Annotated in this window: 17 protein-coding genes; 6 read left to right on the top strand and 11 right to left on the bottom strand. The window is 34.8% G+C overall.

The genetic code is table 11. The annotated features are described in order from the left end of the window. Positions 1–24: 24 nt before the first annotated feature. Positions 25–1,299 carry a serine hydroxymethyltransferase gene (gene glyA, locus DSM00_RS13245; RefSeq protein WP_128758448.1) on the top strand — a complete coding sequence of 425 codons (1,275 nt, stop codon included), beginning with the start codon at positions 25–27 and terminating at the stop codon, positions 1,297–1,299. An 87-nt stretch (positions 1,300–1,386) separates the two neighbouring features. On the opposite strand, the gene DSM00_RS13250 is transcribed toward glyA, so the two are convergent. The 3 genes from DSM00_RS13250 to DSM00_RS13260 form a co-directional block, all read right to left on the bottom strand. Then, positions 1,387–1,830: a 3-oxoacyl-ACP synthase gene (locus tag DSM00_RS13250; RefSeq protein WP_128758449.1), complete on the bottom strand. Its 444-nt coding sequence runs from the start codon at positions 1,828–1,830 to the stop codon at positions 1,387–1,389. A gap of 83 nt (positions 1,831–1,913) precedes the next feature. Further along, on the bottom strand, positions 1,914–2,510 hold the full coding sequence (locus DSM00_RS13255; RefSeq protein ID WP_128758450.1) for an RDD family protein: 597 nt from the start codon (positions 2,508–2,510) through the stop codon (positions 1,914–1,916). Between the two features lie 60 nt (positions 2,511–2,570). Next, the gene (locus DSM00_RS13260) at positions 2,571–3,566 is read right to left on the bottom strand and encodes an alpha/beta fold hydrolase (RefSeq protein WP_206633810.1); all 996 of its coding nucleotides are present in this window, start codon (positions 3,564–3,566) and stop codon (positions 2,571–2,573) included. A 145-nt stretch (positions 3,567–3,711) separates the two neighbouring features. Between DSM00_RS13260 and DSM00_RS13265 the strand changes: the two genes are divergently transcribed. Continuing rightward, positions 3,712–4,629 (top strand): metallophosphoesterase family protein, encoded by a 918-nt coding sequence (locus DSM00_RS13265; RefSeq protein WP_128758452.1) that lies wholly within the window; start codon positions 3,712–3,714, stop codon positions 4,627–4,629. A gap of 10 nt (positions 4,630–4,639) precedes the next feature. On the opposite strand, the gene DSM00_RS13270 is transcribed toward DSM00_RS13265, so the two are convergent. Then, positions 4,640–5,101, bottom strand: coding sequence for an Lrp/AsnC family transcriptional regulator (locus DSM00_RS13270; protein WP_128758453.1), 462 nt, complete (start codon positions 5,099–5,101; stop codon positions 4,640–4,642). Positions 5,102–5,265: 164 nt separating this feature from the next. Between DSM00_RS13270 and DSM00_RS13275 the strand changes: the two genes are divergently transcribed. Continuing rightward, positions 5,266–6,228 carry an NAD-dependent epimerase/dehydratase family protein gene (locus tag DSM00_RS13275; protein WP_128758454.1) on the top strand — a complete coding sequence of 321 codons (963 nt, stop codon included), beginning with the start codon at positions 5,266–5,268 and terminating at the stop codon, positions 6,226–6,228. A 10-nt stretch (positions 6,229–6,238) separates the two neighbouring features. Then, entirely contained in the window at positions 6,239–7,426 is a 1,188-nt protein-coding gene (gene kbl / locus DSM00_RS13280) for a glycine C-acetyltransferase (protein WP_128758455.1), read from the top strand. 60 nt (positions 7,427–7,486) lie between these two features. Here kbl and DSM00_RS13285 read toward each other — a convergent pair whose 3' ends face one another. From DSM00_RS13285 to DSM00_RS13315, 7 genes are all read right to left on the bottom strand, one after another. Continuing rightward, positions 7,487–8,671 (bottom strand): DUF4861 domain-containing protein, encoded by a 1,185-nt coding sequence (locus DSM00_RS13285; RefSeq protein WP_128758456.1) that lies wholly within the window; start codon positions 8,669–8,671, stop codon positions 7,487–7,489. Positions 8,672–8,822: 151 nt separating this feature from the next. After that, positions 8,823–9,404 (bottom strand): hypothetical protein, encoded by a 582-nt coding sequence (locus tag DSM00_RS13290; protein ID WP_128758457.1) that lies wholly within the window; start codon positions 9,402–9,404, stop codon positions 8,823–8,825. A 7-nt stretch (positions 9,405–9,411) separates the two neighbouring features. Further along, positions 9,412–9,984, bottom strand: a complete 573-nt coding sequence (locus DSM00_RS13295) for a hypothetical protein (protein ID WP_128758458.1) — start codon at positions 9,982–9,984, stop codon at positions 9,412–9,414. Positions 9,985–9,986: 2 nt separating this feature from the next. Then, positions 9,987–12,821 (bottom strand): hypothetical protein, encoded by a 2,835-nt coding sequence (locus DSM00_RS13300; protein WP_128758459.1) that lies wholly within the window; start codon positions 12,819–12,821, stop codon positions 9,987–9,989. A gap of 38 nt (positions 12,822–12,859) precedes the next feature. Further along, entirely contained in the window at positions 12,860–13,648 is a 789-nt protein-coding gene (locus DSM00_RS13305; protein WP_128758460.1) for a WxL protein host-binding domain-containing protein, read from the bottom strand. Between the two features lie 190 nt (positions 13,649–13,838). Then, on the bottom strand, positions 13,839–14,486 hold the full coding sequence (locus DSM00_RS13310; protein ID WP_128758461.1) for a hypothetical protein: 648 nt from the start codon (positions 14,484–14,486) through the stop codon (positions 13,839–13,841). Positions 14,487–14,570: 84 nt separating this feature from the next. Beyond that, a complete protein-coding gene (locus DSM00_RS13315; protein WP_128758462.1) occupies positions 14,571–14,894 on the bottom strand; it encodes an STAS domain-containing protein in 324 nt (107 codons plus the stop codon). Between the two features lie 365 nt (positions 14,895–15,259). Between DSM00_RS13315 and DSM00_RS13320 the strand changes: the two genes are divergently transcribed. Continuing rightward, entirely contained in the window at positions 15,260–15,556 is a 297-nt protein-coding gene (locus tag DSM00_RS13320) for an STAS domain-containing protein (protein WP_128758463.1), read from the top strand. A gap of 122 nt (positions 15,557–15,678) precedes the next feature. Further along, positions 15,679–16,404 carry a DUF3891 family protein gene (locus DSM00_RS13325; RefSeq protein WP_128758464.1) on the top strand — a complete coding sequence of 242 codons (726 nt, stop codon included), beginning with the start codon at positions 15,679–15,681 and terminating at the stop codon, positions 16,402–16,404. The last annotated feature ends 21 nt before the right edge of the window (positions 16,405–16,425 follow it).

Raw genomic sequence — 16,425 nt, forward strand, 5'->3', positions numbered from 1 at the left:
CTAATTTAACAAACTTTATAGCGCATGCAACGGGATACCGAAATCTTTGATCTAATTCAAGAAGAAAAACAACGCCAACTTAATGGTTTAGAGTTGATTGCTTCAGAAAACTTCGTCAGCGAGCAAGTTATGGAAGCTGCAGGATCTGTATTAACAAATAAATATGCAGAGGGTTACCCTGGCAAGCGCTATTATGGTGGTTGCGAAGTGGTAGATGAGGTAGAGACGATCGCCATTGAGCGCGCTAAAGAGCTTTTTAATGCGGAATATGCAAATGTTCAACCGCATTCTGGATCTCAGGCAAATACAGCTGTTTTTCATGCAGTAATGAAGCCGGGAGAAACTTTTTTAGGTTTTGACTTATCACACGGTGGTCACTTAACACACGGTTCTCCAGTAAATTTTTCAGGTCGTTTGTACAATCCGGTATTTTACGGAGTAGATAAAGAAACGGGATTGCTTAATTATGATAAGATTGAAGAGCTTGCTGTAAAAGAAAAGCCAAAAATGATTATCGCAGGAGCATCTGCATATAGCCGTGAAATAGATTATAAGCGTTTTAGAGAGATTGCAGATAAAGTAGGTGCAATCTTAATGTGTGATATGGCGCACCCTGCCGGTTTAATTGCAAAAGGTATTATAGGTGATCCTGTACCTCATTGTCATATTTGTACAACGACTACTCATAAAACATTACGTGGTCCTCGTGGTGGCTTAATTGTAATGGGTAAAGATTTTGAAAATCCATTTGGTATTACGTTAAAGAATGGAAATCTGCGTATGATGTCTTCTTTATTAGACAGTGGTATTTTCCCAGGAAATCAAGGTGGACCTCTAGAGCATATTATTGCTGCTAAAGCAATTGCTTTTGGAGAAGCACTTACAGATGATTTCTTACATTATATGGTTCAGGTTAAGAAAAATGCTGCGGTTATGGCTGCTGCTTTTGTTGAGAAAGGATATGATATCATTTCTGGCGGAACAGACAATCATATGATGTTAATTGATCTTAGAAATAAGGATATTTCCGGTAAAGATGCAGAAGAAGCTTTAGGTAAAGCAGATATTACAGTAAACAAAAATATGGTGCCTTTTGATACCCGTTCTCCTTTTGTAACATCGGGAATGCGTATAGGTGTTGCAGCAGTAACTACACGAGGTCTTGTTGAATCTGATATGAAAAAAGTTGTAGATCTTATTGATGCTGCTCTTATTAATTTTGACAATGACGATAAACTAGAATCTATTGCTGATGAGGTGAATGAAATGATGGGTCACAGACCATTATTTAAACATTAATCAGTTATCTATTAAATAAAAAAACCGATGCCAGCAGCATCGGTTTTTTTATTTAATTTTTCTTAGAGATTGTAAATTTAGTAAGTCTTAAAGAATCTCTTTTATAGTAATATAATCTTCTCTAAATTTTACTTTGTCATTCGTTTGGCTTCCATTCAAAACTTCACCCATAGGTGATGCGCTAGATATGCAATATATATTACCGGTAGCTAGTTTTAATTCTCCAAAAGGAATTCCTATAAAGTAAGATGCTTTATCAGTAATTACAAGACTTCCCTCACCTATAACCGCATTAGGAGTTAAACTTATACGGTTTAAAATTTCTTTTTGTTTTTCAGCTTGATCAATTTGACCTTGAGTGCGCTCCATCTCTTGTTGAATCATCTCAACACCAGTTTCATATTTATCGCCTGCACTGCTTTTGCCATCGCTTTCACGAGATTCTATAAGACCTGCTTTGGTTTCCCGCAATTGTTCAAGACGCTTGTTTAATTTTTCACGAAGCTCTTGAATAAGTTCTTTTTTTAACATTGCCAGTTTTTGATTAGAGGCGGCGAAATTAAGCTAAAACAAATCACCTACATCGTTGTTTATTTTAATTTAAGAATAAAAATTTAGGCATCTTTAATCACCTGCGTTTCAGATAATTTATCGTGAAAGCCTTTTTTGAAAATCAAAAATGATAAGCGATCAAAAGGGATAAGTCTGCACAGGGTACGTATGAGAATTGTTATTATACCTGGCTTTTCACCTTCATTAGTTACTACTTTAGTTTTAGTGAAATACTTCCCAAGTGTTTTCTGAAATACAAACTCCGAAACACCATAGTAGAGCATAAAAATCACAAATATTAAACCATAGCCAGTGGTCAAAAGCAGCTGCGTATCGCTTGTAGAAAAGATCGAATCTAAAAGTAAACTTCCTAAGATAGCCAGTATGACAAACGCAAAAAAGTCTATTATGAAGTTTACAAAACGTATACCTGTTGTGGTTACATAACTTTGTATATTAAGTGCAGCACTATTGTCTAAAGTAGCTGCCTTTACCAGTTCAGCCATTTTAAGTTTACTTATTTTTCGTTTTGCTAGTTCGCGTTCTGCTGCTTTTACTTGTTCTGGTTCAAATTTATGCACTTCAACAGTAACAATTTTTACCAGTTCTTTATCTGTGTATTTGTGCATACCTGTTTTAGGCTTATTAACCAATGCCATATTCTCTTACTCTTAATTTTTAAGATGTTGAAGTTATTGACTTCTATCAAATACTTGGACTTACTCTCTTAAAAAATTTTTAAGTGGAACAATGAATTTCTCAAAACGCTCTATATGCGGAAGGTGGCCAGTGTTTTCTATCTCAACTAAGCGGCTATTAGGGATTTTCTGTTGGGTGGTTTTACCTAGTTTATCATAGAGTCCCATTGTACTTGCTACTTCTTTTGAGACAAGAGGCTTACCTAAAGCTGTACGATCTCGGGTTCCTATAATAAGTAGGGTAGGTAATTGTATTTCAGGGAATTCATAGACTACCGGCTGCGTAAATATCATATCATACGTAAGTGCAGCATTCCAGGCGATTGTCTCATACTGCGAATTGAGCGTCCATCCTGCCAGTAAATTAACCCACTCATCATAAGCAGGATCCCATTTGCCATCATAGTAATTTTCCAGTTGATATTTTTTTATTGAAGCATAGTCTTTTTTAAGTTCGTTCTCATACCACCATTCTACCGGTTTGTAAGGCACATTTAATTTCCAATCTTCGAGACCTATAGGGTTTTCAAGAATTAATTTCTCTGTTACTTCAGGGTACATTAAGGCAAATCGGGTTGCCAGCATACCACCCATAGAATGACCTAAAACTGCGGTTTTAGAAACTCCTATACTATCTAAAACAGCTTTTGTGTTTAATGCAAGTTGCTGAAATGTATAATGAAAAGTTTCTGGCTTAGATGATTTACCAAATCCTATCTGATCAGGAACTATAACCCGATATCCCTCGGCAGTCAGCGCTTCAATCGTGGTTTTCCAATAGGCACCATTAAAGTTTTTACCGTGAAGTAGCATTATATTTTTGCCGATATAATTCTTTGGTTTAATATCCATAAAAGCCATTTCTAACTCTTGATTTTGAGCGGAGATGTTTATGGTTTCAGTCTTATAAGGATATTCATAATTGTTGAGTTGTAGATCTAGTAATTCTAATGAATTCTCTTGAGCGGAAGCTATAGAAACGCAAATGATAAAAAGCGGAAGTAGGAGATTTTTCACGACTGAAAGTTTAAGTGAGTGAAGGATATTTTTTATAAGATTACAAAATCTTATTTAGCTCTTCAACACTTTAATATATCTTTAATTATCGCAGCTGAATGCTGAATCGTAGAATTTATATATAGTACTTCTAAGTAATACTGAAATGGATAAATCAACAATAAGCAGGCGTAATTCGTTAAAACTCTTTGCACTCACAGGCACTACACTTTTGACAATGCCGGGATATATATTTAGTTCTAAAAAACAAAATTCTATACTTCGTTTTGGCATTATCACAGATTCGCATTATGCAGATCGTGAACCTGCAGGAAGCCGATTTTATAGAGATTCAATACCTAAAATGCAAGAGGCTATTGATAGCCTTAACACACAAAATTTAGATTTTATTATTCATCTGGGAGATTTCAAAGATGAGGATACCGGTGCTCAGCCAGGAGATACACTGGCTTATCTTGACAAAGTAGAAGCTGTGTTTCAAAAATTTAAGGGCCCTAAATACCACGCTCTTGGAAACCACGATGTAGATAGTATTACAAAGCAACAATTTCTAAATCATATCGCTAATAATGGGCAGGAAAAGGCAGAAAGTTACTATGCATTTACAGCAAACGGAATGCGATTTATTGTTTTAGATGCAAATTATGATGCAGATGGAACCTCTCATTTTTTCGCGAACGGCTCAGACTGGGAAAATGCTAATATTCCAGAGAAAGAACTGAATTGGTTGGAAGATCAATTGGAAAGTTGGCCAATTCCAACTGTTGTATTTTGCCATCATCCGTTGTACGAATTTTACAAAGAAGAGGCCAAATTTCATGTAACCAATTATGCGGAAGTCCAGAAATTACTAGAATCTCACGGTCAGGTTGTTGCTTGTTTCCACGGACATGTACATACCGAAGATTATCAAGAATTTAACGGTATTCAATACATCACGCAATTGGGAATGGTAGATTATGAAGGTGTCGAAAATAATGCTTTTAGTATTGTAGAGATTACCTCTACTCATATCAAAATTGAAGGGTATAAACGAGCTTCAGATCACACGATTATGATATAAACCAACGTGTTTAAAAATCAATAGCGGTAGTATTGTGAACCTCTTTTAAAACAAAATAGCTTTCTAATACACCGATATTGTGAATTTTTGAGAGTTTGCTTCTTACAAATTCGTGATATTCTTCAAGCCCTTCAAGATGAATTTTTAGAAAGAAATCTACTTTTCCAGCCATATGATAACACTCTTGAACTTCAACAAGTTCTTTAATTTGCTGTTCAAAAGTGTCGATAAACCCTTCATTATGGTAGCGTAAAGAAACCATGCAAATCGCTGTAACCGGGCGATTTAGCATTTTCTTGTCAAGTATGGCCACATAATGTTTTATGTACCCTTTTTTTTCGAGCCTACGTATGCGTTCATAGACGGGAGATGCTGTAAGGTGCAGTTGCTTCGCTATATCTTTAGTTGTTTTTTTTGCGTCATTTTGTAAAATTCTTAGAATTTTCAAATCTGTTTCATCAAGTAGTTCCATAGAAGAATATTTTCCTGTTAAACGAGTTACGAAGTAGCGCTTTAAGATTAAATACTGGTAAAATATTTAATATAAAGACTAATTTACTTAAATTTAAGGGAACTGCAGCTTATTATATGGTGTGAATAGTCTTTTTGGTAATTTTATACTGAAATATCGACGTTATGAAACAGCAAAAAATATTAATCACAGGAGCTTTCGGACAGTTAGGAACTGCTCTCACCCAAGCTCTAATTACAAAGTACGGCTCTGATGCGATTGTAGCAACAGACTTAAATATACGTGATGAATTTACGTGTGCTACAATAAAACTGGATGCTACTAATATTGAAGCTCTGGATGAGATTGTAAGACAACAAAAAATCACTCAAATTTATCATCTAGCCGCAATTTTATCTGCCAAAGGTGAAGAGTTACCCTTGCAAACATGGGATTTAAATAATTCTACATTTTTTAATGTGCTGGAAGTTGCTCGTCTAAACGATATAAAGAAAGTGTTTTTCCCGAGTTCGATAGCAGTTTTTGGTCCAGATGCTCGTAGCGAGAAAGTGGCTACAGATTTTGCTTTGCACCCTACAACGGTTTACGGGATAAGTAAAGTTGCAGGTGAGCACTGGGCACGATACTACAACTTAAAGTATAACCTGGATGTACGTTGTTTACGTTATCCTGGTCTTATTAGCTATCAATCTTTACCCGGTGGTGGAACAACAGACTATGCCGTGGATATATTTCACAAAGCGATTAATGGTCAGGATTTTGAAAGTTATTTAAAAGAGGATACGCAATTGCCTATGCTTTATATGGACGATGCAATTGAAGCGACTCTTCAACTTATGGAAGCGCCAAAGGAAGCAATTAAGACAGTAGGATATAACATACAGGGATTAAGCTTCTCACCGGTAGAACTTTTAACGGCAATTCAAAAATATATTCCTGATTTTACTGCAACTTATAAGCCAGATCACAGGCAAGCAATAGCAGAGAGTTGGCCAATTTCCTTAGATGATAAACCGGCTCGAGAAGAGTGGGGATGGAAACCAAAATTTGATTTGGATAAAATGACTCAGGAAATGCTTAAGCAATTAGAGTTAAAAAAAAATAATAGTCAGAAATTACACGCATAAATAGAAAGCTATGTTTACATCAGTAAGAGAAAATATACAAGAAGAATTACAAGAGATACGTGAAGCAGGTCTTTATAAAGAAGAACGAATTATCACTACACCTCAACGTGCAAAAATCAATACAAAAAACGGCTCTGAGGTTTTAAACTTTTGTGCAAATAACTATTTAGGACTATCTGCTCATCCCGAGATTATCGAGGCTGGTATTTCGGCTATAAAGAGTCATGGGTTTGGTTTGTCTTCTGTACGATTTATTTGCGGTACTCAGGATATTCATAAAGAACTAGAACGTAAGACGGCAGAGTTTTTAGGTACTGAAGATTGTATTCTTTATGCAGCCGCTTTTGATGCAAATGGAGGAATTTTTGAACCTATTTTAGGCAAAGAAGATGCTATCATTTCTGACGAACTTAACCACGCGAGTATTATAGATGGGATACGCTTATGTAAAGCTGCCCGCCATAGATATAGCCATAACAATATGGAGGCGCTCGAAGAAGAATTGAAAAAAGCTTCTGGTGCCCGTAGAAAACTTATAGTTACAGACGGGGTTTTTTCTATGGATGGTACTATCGCCCAACTCGATAAGATATGTGATCTTGCCGATAAATATGATGCAATGGTTATGGTAGATGATTGTCATGCTACAGGCTTCATAGGCAAAAACGGTAAAGGAAGTCACGAATACAATGACGTCATGGGACGTGTAGATATTATTACAGGAACCTACGGAAAAGCTTTGGGTGGTGCTTCAGGTGGCTTTACTGCTGCGCGAAAAGAAATCGTAGATATGCTACGTCAAAAATCAAGACCTTATCTATTTTCTAATACACTAGCACCAGCTATTGCGGGCGCTTCTATAAAAGCAATAGATATGCTTAGTAATTCTGCAGATCTTATTGCTAAAGTTCAAAATAATGCAAAACGTTTCAGAAAAGAAATGACAGAGGCAGGTTTTGATATTATAAAAGGGGAACATCCTATTGTACCTATAATGCTTTATGATGCTAAGGTGGCTCAGGAATTTGCAGCTAAATTACTGGATGAAGGAATTTATGTAATTGCTTTCTTCTATCCGGTTGTGCCTCAAGAAAAAGCACGAATTCGCGTTCAGCTTTCTGCAGCTCATGAAGATGAGCATATTACTAAAGCGGTTGCGGCTTTTACTAAAGTAGGAAAAGAATTAGGAGTTATCTAGTACATAACTGCTGTGAAAAACAAAACCCTTATGTGTGAGCATAAGGGTTTTTTGTTTGTCTTAATTGAGGTAGTTGACCTTTAAGGGCGATTTGAGTTTTTTAGCAGTACGCTCTAAAAAAGCTTTCCATTCTTCTTCAGTAGTAAATTCGCCTCTTTTTTTCCAGCCAAAACCTGCATAATAAGTCACCGTATTGTCTTCCGGTTTTATCGTTGCATAGAGATTGCTCTCATCGGTTTTTGTGGAGATATATTTCTGGGTGCTCAGTAAATTATTAGGTACAAGAATTGCAGATCCTATTTCAGAATCATCTAATGTTTCCCAATAACTTATATAACCCAGATCTTCATTTATTATCGTGTTTCCGGTGTTTTTATGAAGTGTAAGTCCTGCCGAAATACTGTCTGCACCTGTAAGATTAATTTCGAATTTAGAAAAATAGCTTCCGCGATCGAGAGTTATTTTTTTATGTTCTGTTATTGTGGTTCCACCAGCATCCCAATCTGCATATTCTAAAATAAAACTGGTACGTATTGGTCCATTAGAAAGTGTCTTCCAGTTTGTAAAGTTCTTTGAATAATAAAAAATAGTATCCTTTTTAACTGCAATTCCTCCAATTCCACGGCTAGCGCCCACGTGAAAATTATCTAAACCTTCTCCTGTATCTTCATGATAGGTGCCGGCCCCAGATAGTGTTTTTTTATACCATTTATTAATAATAGGGTAGTCAACTCGCTTTAACCAAGCATCAATGCCACTGGTTAACGTGCCGCCGGGAACACTATCTTCAACCATTTGCTGAGCGACAGGACCATAGGTTCTAAATGCTACTTTATCATTTTCCCAGGCATAATCATCGGTACGTTCTGGGACGAATCTGGAATACGCCAATGGATCAACAGAATCTGTAACTGTTTTTTTAGCCACAGGGGTTAATGTATATGTATTTGTACTTTTGGCAGCTATTTCAGGTTGAAATAATAACATATCTAAATTAGAATCACCATCTTCATCTACCAATTGACTTACCAAAGTGTCGTTTGTGGCCGTATTTACCACAGCCACTGTTTTAGTAGAATCATTCACGTTATACGGAATTTGATTTAGTGGGATAGCTATAGTTTCAAAAGATCTTTTTACATCAAGTTTATTTTCAACGCTTATCTGAAGCGAATCATTTTTAACACCACAACTTGATAAGATGAGTAGGGCAGTGGTTATAATCCCTAGGTTAGAATACTGCATTTAACTATTTTAAATTTTCAAAATCAATGAAAAACGAAGTTATAATACTTTTTTTAGTTGCAGCTGATTCTAATAAAGCGACTCTCAAAATTTGAAAGATTAAGAAGATTTACAAGGTTCGTTTGATAATATGCTAATAATACAAGCAGTTTTAAAGCACACTACCCACAATCGTATATGAAATATTAAAGTTGGAAACTCCTGCCGGAGCAAGAGCACTTGCCTCAATTCTAAACTGAATTGGGATATCTGTGCGGCAGCCAACAAACTCTAAAATTTTAATGGCTTGAGTACCATCATTAGGAATCTCGATATAATTCCCGCCATTTGTGGGTTGTAAATCCCGTGGACCAAGTGGTTTTATGATTAGTAGATCATATGGTATAGAAGCCGGAAATCTAATACCGCTATTACTGGTCGTTCTCGCACTGATTTTTACATTTTCAGGACTATTTTCCGTGTGTATATATAAACTATATCTAAAGATATTTCCGGTGCAAACGGTAGAGGAAGGAACTATAAGAACGGGATTAAGGATAAAACTTATTAAGTTTGCATCTGCCTCACTTTCAAATCCTAATGTTGAATCATCAAGACCTGCTTCTTTAATCACATCCTCAAACGACTGCATGAAATTAGGAAGACCTGTGACATCAAGCGTACCATCAAGAATTTGAGCTTCAGTAGAAAAAAATGGTGCACTAAGTACGATATATAATAAAAGAGTTCTCATTTAAATGTTATTTAATTTCAAAAACAATTTCAAAGCCTGCGGGCAATGAGATGGCATTTGGGTTGCTTATTTTATACTGAATTAAATAACCCGTATTTTCTCCATCACCCGTATAACCACTACTAAAGTCAGATGCAATGAGTTGGGGAGTAGTAGATAGGGTTAGCGGAGTCGAAATAGGATTTGGAATAAAATTTCCATTAATAGATGCGCTATTAATAACTTGTAATGTAATTACCATACCATCCGGTAAAGGTTGATTTATACGGGTATATAAGGAAGCTGTTTCTAAATTAGATCCTCTATAAGTATAGTTTAACCAAAATTCACCCGGGTTTGCAGATCCACCGGTTGGAAAAGGATTACCTGCTTCTTCAACAATAAAAGTTTCACCAGAGTTTGTATTTTCTGGTTCAAGATCAACGATTGCTATAGGTTGAAGATCTAAGGTTACAGTAACACTTTGCTGGCCGCCTCCTAAAATTATTGAGCTGAGCGTTGCGTTAATACGTTCCTGAGCCGTAAATCCTTGAAAGAACATTAGCACAACAATTAAAATAATATGTTTTGAAGTTCCCATAATTAATTACTTAGGTTGAAGTTTGTTGTTTTAAACTTAATTTTTCGATCCTTAGTTTTTAATCTGATATCTACATTTTCTTCTTCGCCAGGAGCAACTTGAACATTAAGTGTTGTTGGAATTTGATACTCACTTTCTATAGAGGTATTAGATAATGCTATTTTATAATTTCCGGGAACGATATTTTTAAATATAAAGTTACCTGCAACATCAGATTCTACTGCGTATTCAAAATCTTCATTATTTAGTTTTATGTAACCTTTATACCCCAAAGTATCACGAGAAATAATCTTCATAATTTTGCCTCTTACTGTGGCTGCTTTAACTAATTCTATATTTAAATCTGCAATTTTGTTTTGCGTAACAACTACTTCATAAGGCGCTTTTTTTGCTTCGACAAAACCTTCAGGAAGTGTTGCGTGATCTAAAAAAATATAGTTTGTTCCTAATGGTAAATTATTTAATCTAAAAGAGCCGTTTTTTTTAGAAGTGATACGTTGTCCTGCAGCAATAATTTTAATATTCTCACTCTCAAAATCTGAGTGGATAGAGTATAATTTTCCATCGATCCCACCTTGCTCTAAAATTCGTTTGATAGGAGCTCCAAAGCTGTACGTATATTTTCCGAAGGCTAATAATTCTCGTCGATTTACAGATCCCGCATTTTCATAATAATTAGCTCTAATCTCAAAAAGATGGTTTTTTGAAGGTTTATATGAAATATTTGCATTTAAAAAATCCCTTCTCAAATACGTGTCTTCTGGACTAAATCCACTATTATAAGAAGCATTTATACGTATGGCTTTACTCATACTATAGTTGATTCCTAAACTGTATCGCGTATAACTGGTACTAAGATTTGATAATCCATATCTATTATTATAGTTATGATTTAGTCCTACTCTAATCGACAATCCAGAGTCGATTAAATAAGATGCGTTAAAACTATGTGCGTAGGAATCTCTGTAATTACTTGTTGCACTTAATAAGTTACGTGTTTTAGCTAACCTCCCATTGAAACTAAAATTAAAACGCTCTCCTGAAAATAGGTATCTGTAGGTAATTCCCTTCTCTTTATAGAAATAGGATTTAGGTTCTAATTGATCTTCACGCTTTCTCTGATCTACCCGAATAGTTACAAAATGCTTTTGGTTAAAACGGTAGCCCAATAAAGCATAGCTATTTTCATAGTAGGGCTCAGCAGCATAGAATAATGGATTGAGTCTCTGGTTTACTCTAGAAACGATATGACCGATAGATGCATTCCATTTTTTATTCTTGTAAAACAGATTGTTTGCGTACTGCAAACTATTTCTAATAGAACCAAAGTAGTTCTCACCTGTAAGTGTAAGATTACCGCTGTATGTGAATTTTTTATAGGATTGAGAATAATTGATAAATCCTGCATAGTCTGTATATAAATTAGTGAAACTACCCGAAAGCTCTGTCTCAAGATGTGTATTCTTACTTTTATAATCGAGTGATACCGTTGCAATTTGACCCTGCTCATCTGGATTAGCATCAATTTTGTTACTAACACCTCTTATCGTACCTTTTGATTCAGAAAGAGATATTCCTAATTGTAATTTTTTAGTTACTGCATACTTTGCCTGCACACCATATAGGGGAGTGTCATTATAACTAAAAAGCCGTGGATTAGAATAAAATGCAGTGAAAATCCATCGCTTTACACGTTGATCTATTCTAAAACCCATTCCATAGCGGTTATCAAAACCCAATCTATTAATGAAGTAGGCATGATCTCCTAGATAGATTGTTGTTTGATTTTTATAATCATAGATCAAGCTGTACTGATCTGTAACCCCAAAGCGTTTTAAAGTTTGTTGTTGCGGTGCACGTAGCAGAAAATTTAAATGATGTTGTTTCTTCTCATCTAAATAACCATCTCCAGCTAATTCTGCAGAAATAGTCGAAAAAAGAATATCTTTTGCCGTGTAGCTATTATAATTGAAACTGGCTCTTATAGGAAATCTAAAAAATGCCTCCCGCTGCTTAATTTTACTTGGGAACACAGTCGTGTTTGCATAGCTCTTTAGAGATTCATTTATATTCGTTCCTGTTACCTCTAAATATGTGCTCAATGTTATTAGATAATAATGCTTTGCATTTGTAGGTCTGGATGATGTTATAGTTATTAAACTATCTGGTTTTACTAAAGGCATATCTATTTCGCTCAATAAACCATTCGAAGAAATTTGTATCTCTTGAAGCACATTTCCTGTATTGCGAATACCAAATATTGTTATAATTTCTTCTCCAGCCTTTACACTTTCAGGATTTGAAATAAGAAAAACTTCTAATTTGTAGTTTTCAGCTACAACAATTTTAAAGTCTTCACTCCGCAGATGTTTACCTGATTTATCGGTAAGCTTTAATGTGATTATTTCTGTGCCTGGAGATGTATTAGCCGGTATAAAAAAACTTAGTAATACAATTTTTGATTTACCGGGAGAGAGCTCAGAAATCTTATCAGACGAAATGAGTTTCCAGTCTTTAGGTAATTTAGGCTCTATATTAAAGATCATTGCGTTTTCACCTTCTAGTTCAAGCTCTAAAGCCAAAGTATGTTTTTGACCCGGCAGGTAATTTTTTTTACTATTTTTAATTTTGATGTTTAGAGCTATAGCCTTGTCAGTTGTTTTTCTCTTGTCTTTTAAACTATCAGATTTTGTATCATATGGGTTCTCTAATTTAGTGTGACGTGTTATATTATTATGATTTGACATAGTTGTATCAAAATCATAGTTCGCAATACCTGTATGTCCTAAAAGACAAACAGGAAGCGCATAAATTAATTTTAATACGAAGTTTTTCATAAGATATAAATCAGGATTTGAGGAAGTAGCTTACGCTCTTATTTTATACTCAGACTTATGTTTGTGCCCACGTATTCTTTGCGTGCATCTGCCGTAAGTAGGCATTGGTAAGAACCAGTTTTGAGATGAGAAATATCCAAATTGTAATCAATACACATATTCGGAAAAACCATTAGCCTCTTGGTTTTAGTTTTTAAAATCTGATCGCCGTTTTCGTTATACACTTCCAGATTGAGTCGCACACCTTCTACGTAGTCAGAGCTGTTAAATAGATTTACTTGCAAAGAATTTTTATGGTCTTCATCTTCCTGTAGTAGTACATTTTTAAAATCAAGGTTTACTTCAGATTTTTGATTTACATGGGTAATTAGCCCTATTGCGTATCTCACTTTAGTATCTAAATCTATTTGTTGCGTCAATCGCTCTTTTTTTATAGGCTTTTGAACTTCTATCATAAGTACAGACCAGAAAGTTCCTGATACTGTATAATCCTTTGGAATTTTAAGTGCGTATTTGTACACATACTTTTCTTTAGGAATTAAAACCTTGTCCATTAAGCTTCCTAAAAACCAGGATTTTGAAGATTGCGTATGGGTAAGCGAGTCGCTAAAAATACGTGTAGATCCGCAGGAGTATAATGCATCACTTAATTTGAAGATTAAGCGCTGTTCTTGATCGGTTGTGTTTAATAATACAATCTCTCCTTCAATGATATCTCCAGAATTTCCAGAGGATGTATGAGTAAGACCATTAAGAACAACAACACCCGCTTGTGTGGTGAAGCTGAGTAAGAAAACGAGTACAGTTTTTAAGGCTAAATTTCTCATAATATCTCTTTGATTTAGATTAAAGTTAGCCTGAAATAGAGGCGATTAAGATTATTTTCGGTGGTTGCCGTTTTCATTTAGACGAGTGGTAAGATTTACTCTTTAACCAGACTTTTACACGTTAAAAGGATTAAGCATAAAAAAAGCTCCATACTGTGTAAGGAGCTTTTAATGAAAGGGTTGAAAAGCATTATAGGTCTGTTAATGTATAAATAAGTGTTGATTGATAGCTACCTGCGTTATATGCTGCGAAGTTTCCATTTTGCTCTAGGGTATAGGTAAGTTTTACCCCTTGATTTTCATCTCCGGTGTACACACTTTCAATACTATCTACAAGTAATGCATCGGTTCCTACAGGGACTGTTTTTCCTAGAGCTACTCCGCCAGATACTACTGTTCCTCCAGAATCGACTGTACCACCGTCTGTAATTAATAATGGTGCTTCCGGAGTAATTCTCAAGTCTAAATTACCTGGAAATGTACTGCCGGTTTCAAATTGCACATTGATTTTTCTGGATAGGTCATATCCATCAGTATTTGCAGCACTTGCAACCACGCTGGTGTAGTTTAGGTAAAGGTCTGTGTAGCTCAAAGCTTGAAAAGCATAAAGTCCTGCTTCAGAATTTATACCGGTCACTGTAGCTTCAGACATATCAAATAAGATTGCTGCGGCTTCTGTATTTGTATTTGCGTCAAAGATGTCTAGAAGAGCAACTTCAGGAACATCTACATTAAGAATATGTGATGCAATATTGGTATCACTATTGTCTTGGGCATTGGCTAATTGAAAGCCGCTGATTGCTACTGCTACTACTAAATAATTTTTTAAATTTTTCATGTGTACGAGATTTAAGATTAAATTTTAAATTGAAATTTGTTATGATTCTTATATGTAATTAGTTATTAGTAACCCTTTATCTTATTACTTTTCTATCGAAGTATATTTTGTACAGAATCTTGTAATAAATAAATTGCTTACTCCAGTAGTCTTTAAAGCATTCTTAAAAGCTTTATTATTTAAGCCGGTAAGGCTTACTCTTTTTTGCTTCTCGACCGCAGTTTTCTTAATGAGATAGAGCATAAAAACACCAGATATATCCATTTTTTCAATTCCTGAAATATTTATGGATATATTGTTATAGCGTGTAAGTGCGTACTCAATTTTCTTTTGGGTTTCTGAGACGTTTTTACTGGTTAACTTCCCATTTATCTTCAAGACATATTTTCTTTTAGTTAAGGTTACCATAGTTTCTAGTTGATTTGGTTTGTCAAATATTTGTATTTATTCAGCTGTGAGTGGGAATATTCGATCACTAACCTTTTACTGTAGATAAATGGAAGTTGACTGTATTTGAGTCGATTAACAGTTGTTTTATAGCCGATTATGAAGATTTCCTGAAGGCAATTACAGTTATTTACAAGTGGAGGAGTTAAAATAATGTAATTCAAATTTCGGCTCATCTATACTTAATAGCTTTTCAAAGCGCAGAAGAGGCACTTCTAACTAAAAAATCCAGTTTCACTTAGTACAATAGTTAATTTTAGGATAGGTACTTAAAAATACCCTGAGCAGAACCTTAAGTAGTATACTCCAAATCAAAACATATACCTATGACACTGAAATTTGAATTAGACTCAGATGTTTTAAAACTAAACGGAAGATTTACCGAAGAATCAATTAAATTAGTCGAAGATCTTATTACCGCTTTTTTAAAGAGTAACTCCAGAATAATTGTGGACCTATCCTTTTTAAATAGGATAGATGTGGAGTGTATTTATTTTCTTGAAGATTTACAAACTATTCAGAGAGAACAAGAGAAGATAATACTTTTGAGACGTGTAAATAATAATAGAATATTCAAGGCTTTTAAAGTGCTCGATCTTCATACCATTTTTGAAAATTCTTAATCACTAGTTTTTTATATGTATTATCAGTTTCTGATTTTGCTACATATTTCCTCAAGTTATAAATTATCTAAAGTTTTATTAAACAATATTGCACTTAAGAAAGTCCGGTTAAATTTGTAAGTATGATAGTTGCTTACGATATAAATGAAACTCGCATAATCACGCAAACACACCATGCACATATTGCTGGTTTTATTTGTAATCATTTAAAAAGTGAGTATAGATCTCTATTTTTTTCTGAAGTTATTGCAGCTATATTCTATCACGAAACTCAGGAAACCGACTTTAATTACACCCGCCAACTTAACGATTTGGGACAACCGATTTCTTTTGATAAACCCGATATTACACTCGAAGAACTGGCTGAGAAAACAAATAAAATCTTAGATAAGTTAAAAACGCGTTCCTTATTAGTTGCAGCTTTAGTTTCATCTCATTTACAGTTCTTAAGTCCGCAAGTATTTACCTCCGGTTTAGTATATAAATCAAATTCTAATCTTGATCGCAAAGCAATGCGTTTGTATAAAATCAAGAAAGCTGATTACGACTACTTATATGGGATTGTTCGATTTTGTGATAGGTTGTCATTAATGATTTGTCAAAATGAGTTTCCAGATGCGCAAAGGTCTTTCGACATTAATAATGCACTTGATAATAAAATACACCAGCTCAAAGACAAAAACGGAAGACTTATTATTGATCCCTGGCCATTTGTGGGTACAGAACTTACTATACATTATGAATATCATAAACTAAAACAACGCAGCTTTAAAAACAGTGAGACTTTTTATAAAGCGGTTGACGAAAGTAGAATAGGACTCGAGAAAATTATATTTTCTAAAACATAGGTTACAGCTACAAATCTTTTT

Source organism: Leeuwenhoekiella aequorea, assembly GCF_004104375.1.
GTDB classification, from domain to species: Bacteria; Bacteroidota; Bacteroidia; order Flavobacteriales; family Flavobacteriaceae; genus Leeuwenhoekiella; species Leeuwenhoekiella aequorea.

What these genes read in the sequence shown, in the direction of transcription:
- glyA (WP_128758448.1), top strand. Translation starts at nt 25, where the DNA reads ATGCAACGGGATACCGAAATCTTTGATCTAATTCAAGAAGAAAAACAA.
- DSM00_RS13250 (WP_128758449.1), bottom strand. Translation starts at nt 1,830, where the DNA reads ATGTTAAAAAAAGAACTTATTCAAGAGCTTCGTGAAAAATTAAACAAG.
- DSM00_RS13255 (WP_128758450.1), bottom strand. Translation starts at nt 2,510, where the DNA reads ATGGCATTGGTTAATAAGCCTAAAACAGGTATGCACAAATACACAGAT.
- DSM00_RS13265 (WP_128758452.1), top strand. Translation starts at nt 3,712, where the DNA reads ATGGATAAATCAACAATAAGCAGGCGTAATTCGTTAAAACTCTTTGCA.
- DSM00_RS13270 (WP_128758453.1), bottom strand. Translation starts at nt 5,101, where the DNA reads ATGGAACTACTTGATGAAACAGATTTGAAAATTCTAAGAATTTTACAA.
- DSM00_RS13275 (WP_128758454.1), top strand. Translation starts at nt 5,266, where the DNA reads ATGAAACAGCAAAAAATATTAATCACAGGAGCTTTCGGACAGTTAGGA.
- kbl (WP_128758455.1), top strand. Translation starts at nt 6,239, where the DNA reads ATGTTTACATCAGTAAGAGAAAATATACAAGAAGAATTACAAGAGATA.
- DSM00_RS13285 (WP_128758456.1), bottom strand. Translation starts at nt 8,671, where the DNA reads ATGCAGTATTCTAACCTAGGGATTATAACCACTGCCCTACTCATCTTA.
- DSM00_RS13290 (WP_128758457.1), bottom strand. Translation starts at nt 9,404, where the DNA reads ATGAGAACTCTTTTATTATATATCGTACTTAGTGCACCATTTTTTTCT.
- DSM00_RS13295 (WP_128758458.1), bottom strand. Translation starts at nt 9,984, where the DNA reads ATGGGAACTTCAAAACATATTATTTTAATTGTTGTGCTAATGTTCTTT.
- DSM00_RS13300 (WP_128758459.1), bottom strand. Translation starts at nt 12,821, where the DNA reads ATGAAAAACTTCGTATTAAAATTAATTTATGCGCTTCCTGTTTGTCTT.
- DSM00_RS13305 (WP_128758460.1), bottom strand. Translation starts at nt 13,648, where the DNA reads ATGAGAAATTTAGCCTTAAAAACTGTACTCGTTTTCTTACTCAGCTTC.
- DSM00_RS13310 (WP_128758461.1), bottom strand. Translation starts at nt 14,486, where the DNA reads ATGAAAAATTTAAAAAATTATTTAGTAGTAGCAGTAGCAATCAGCGGC.
- DSM00_RS13315 (WP_128758462.1), bottom strand. Translation starts at nt 14,894, where the DNA reads ATGGTAACCTTAACTAAAAGAAAATATGTCTTGAAGATAAATGGGAAG.
- DSM00_RS13320 (WP_128758463.1), top strand. Translation starts at nt 15,260, where the DNA reads ATGACACTGAAATTTGAATTAGACTCAGATGTTTTAAAACTAAACGGA.
- DSM00_RS13325 (WP_128758464.1), top strand. Translation starts at nt 15,679, where the DNA reads ATGATAGTTGCTTACGATATAAATGAAACTCGCATAATCACGCAAACA.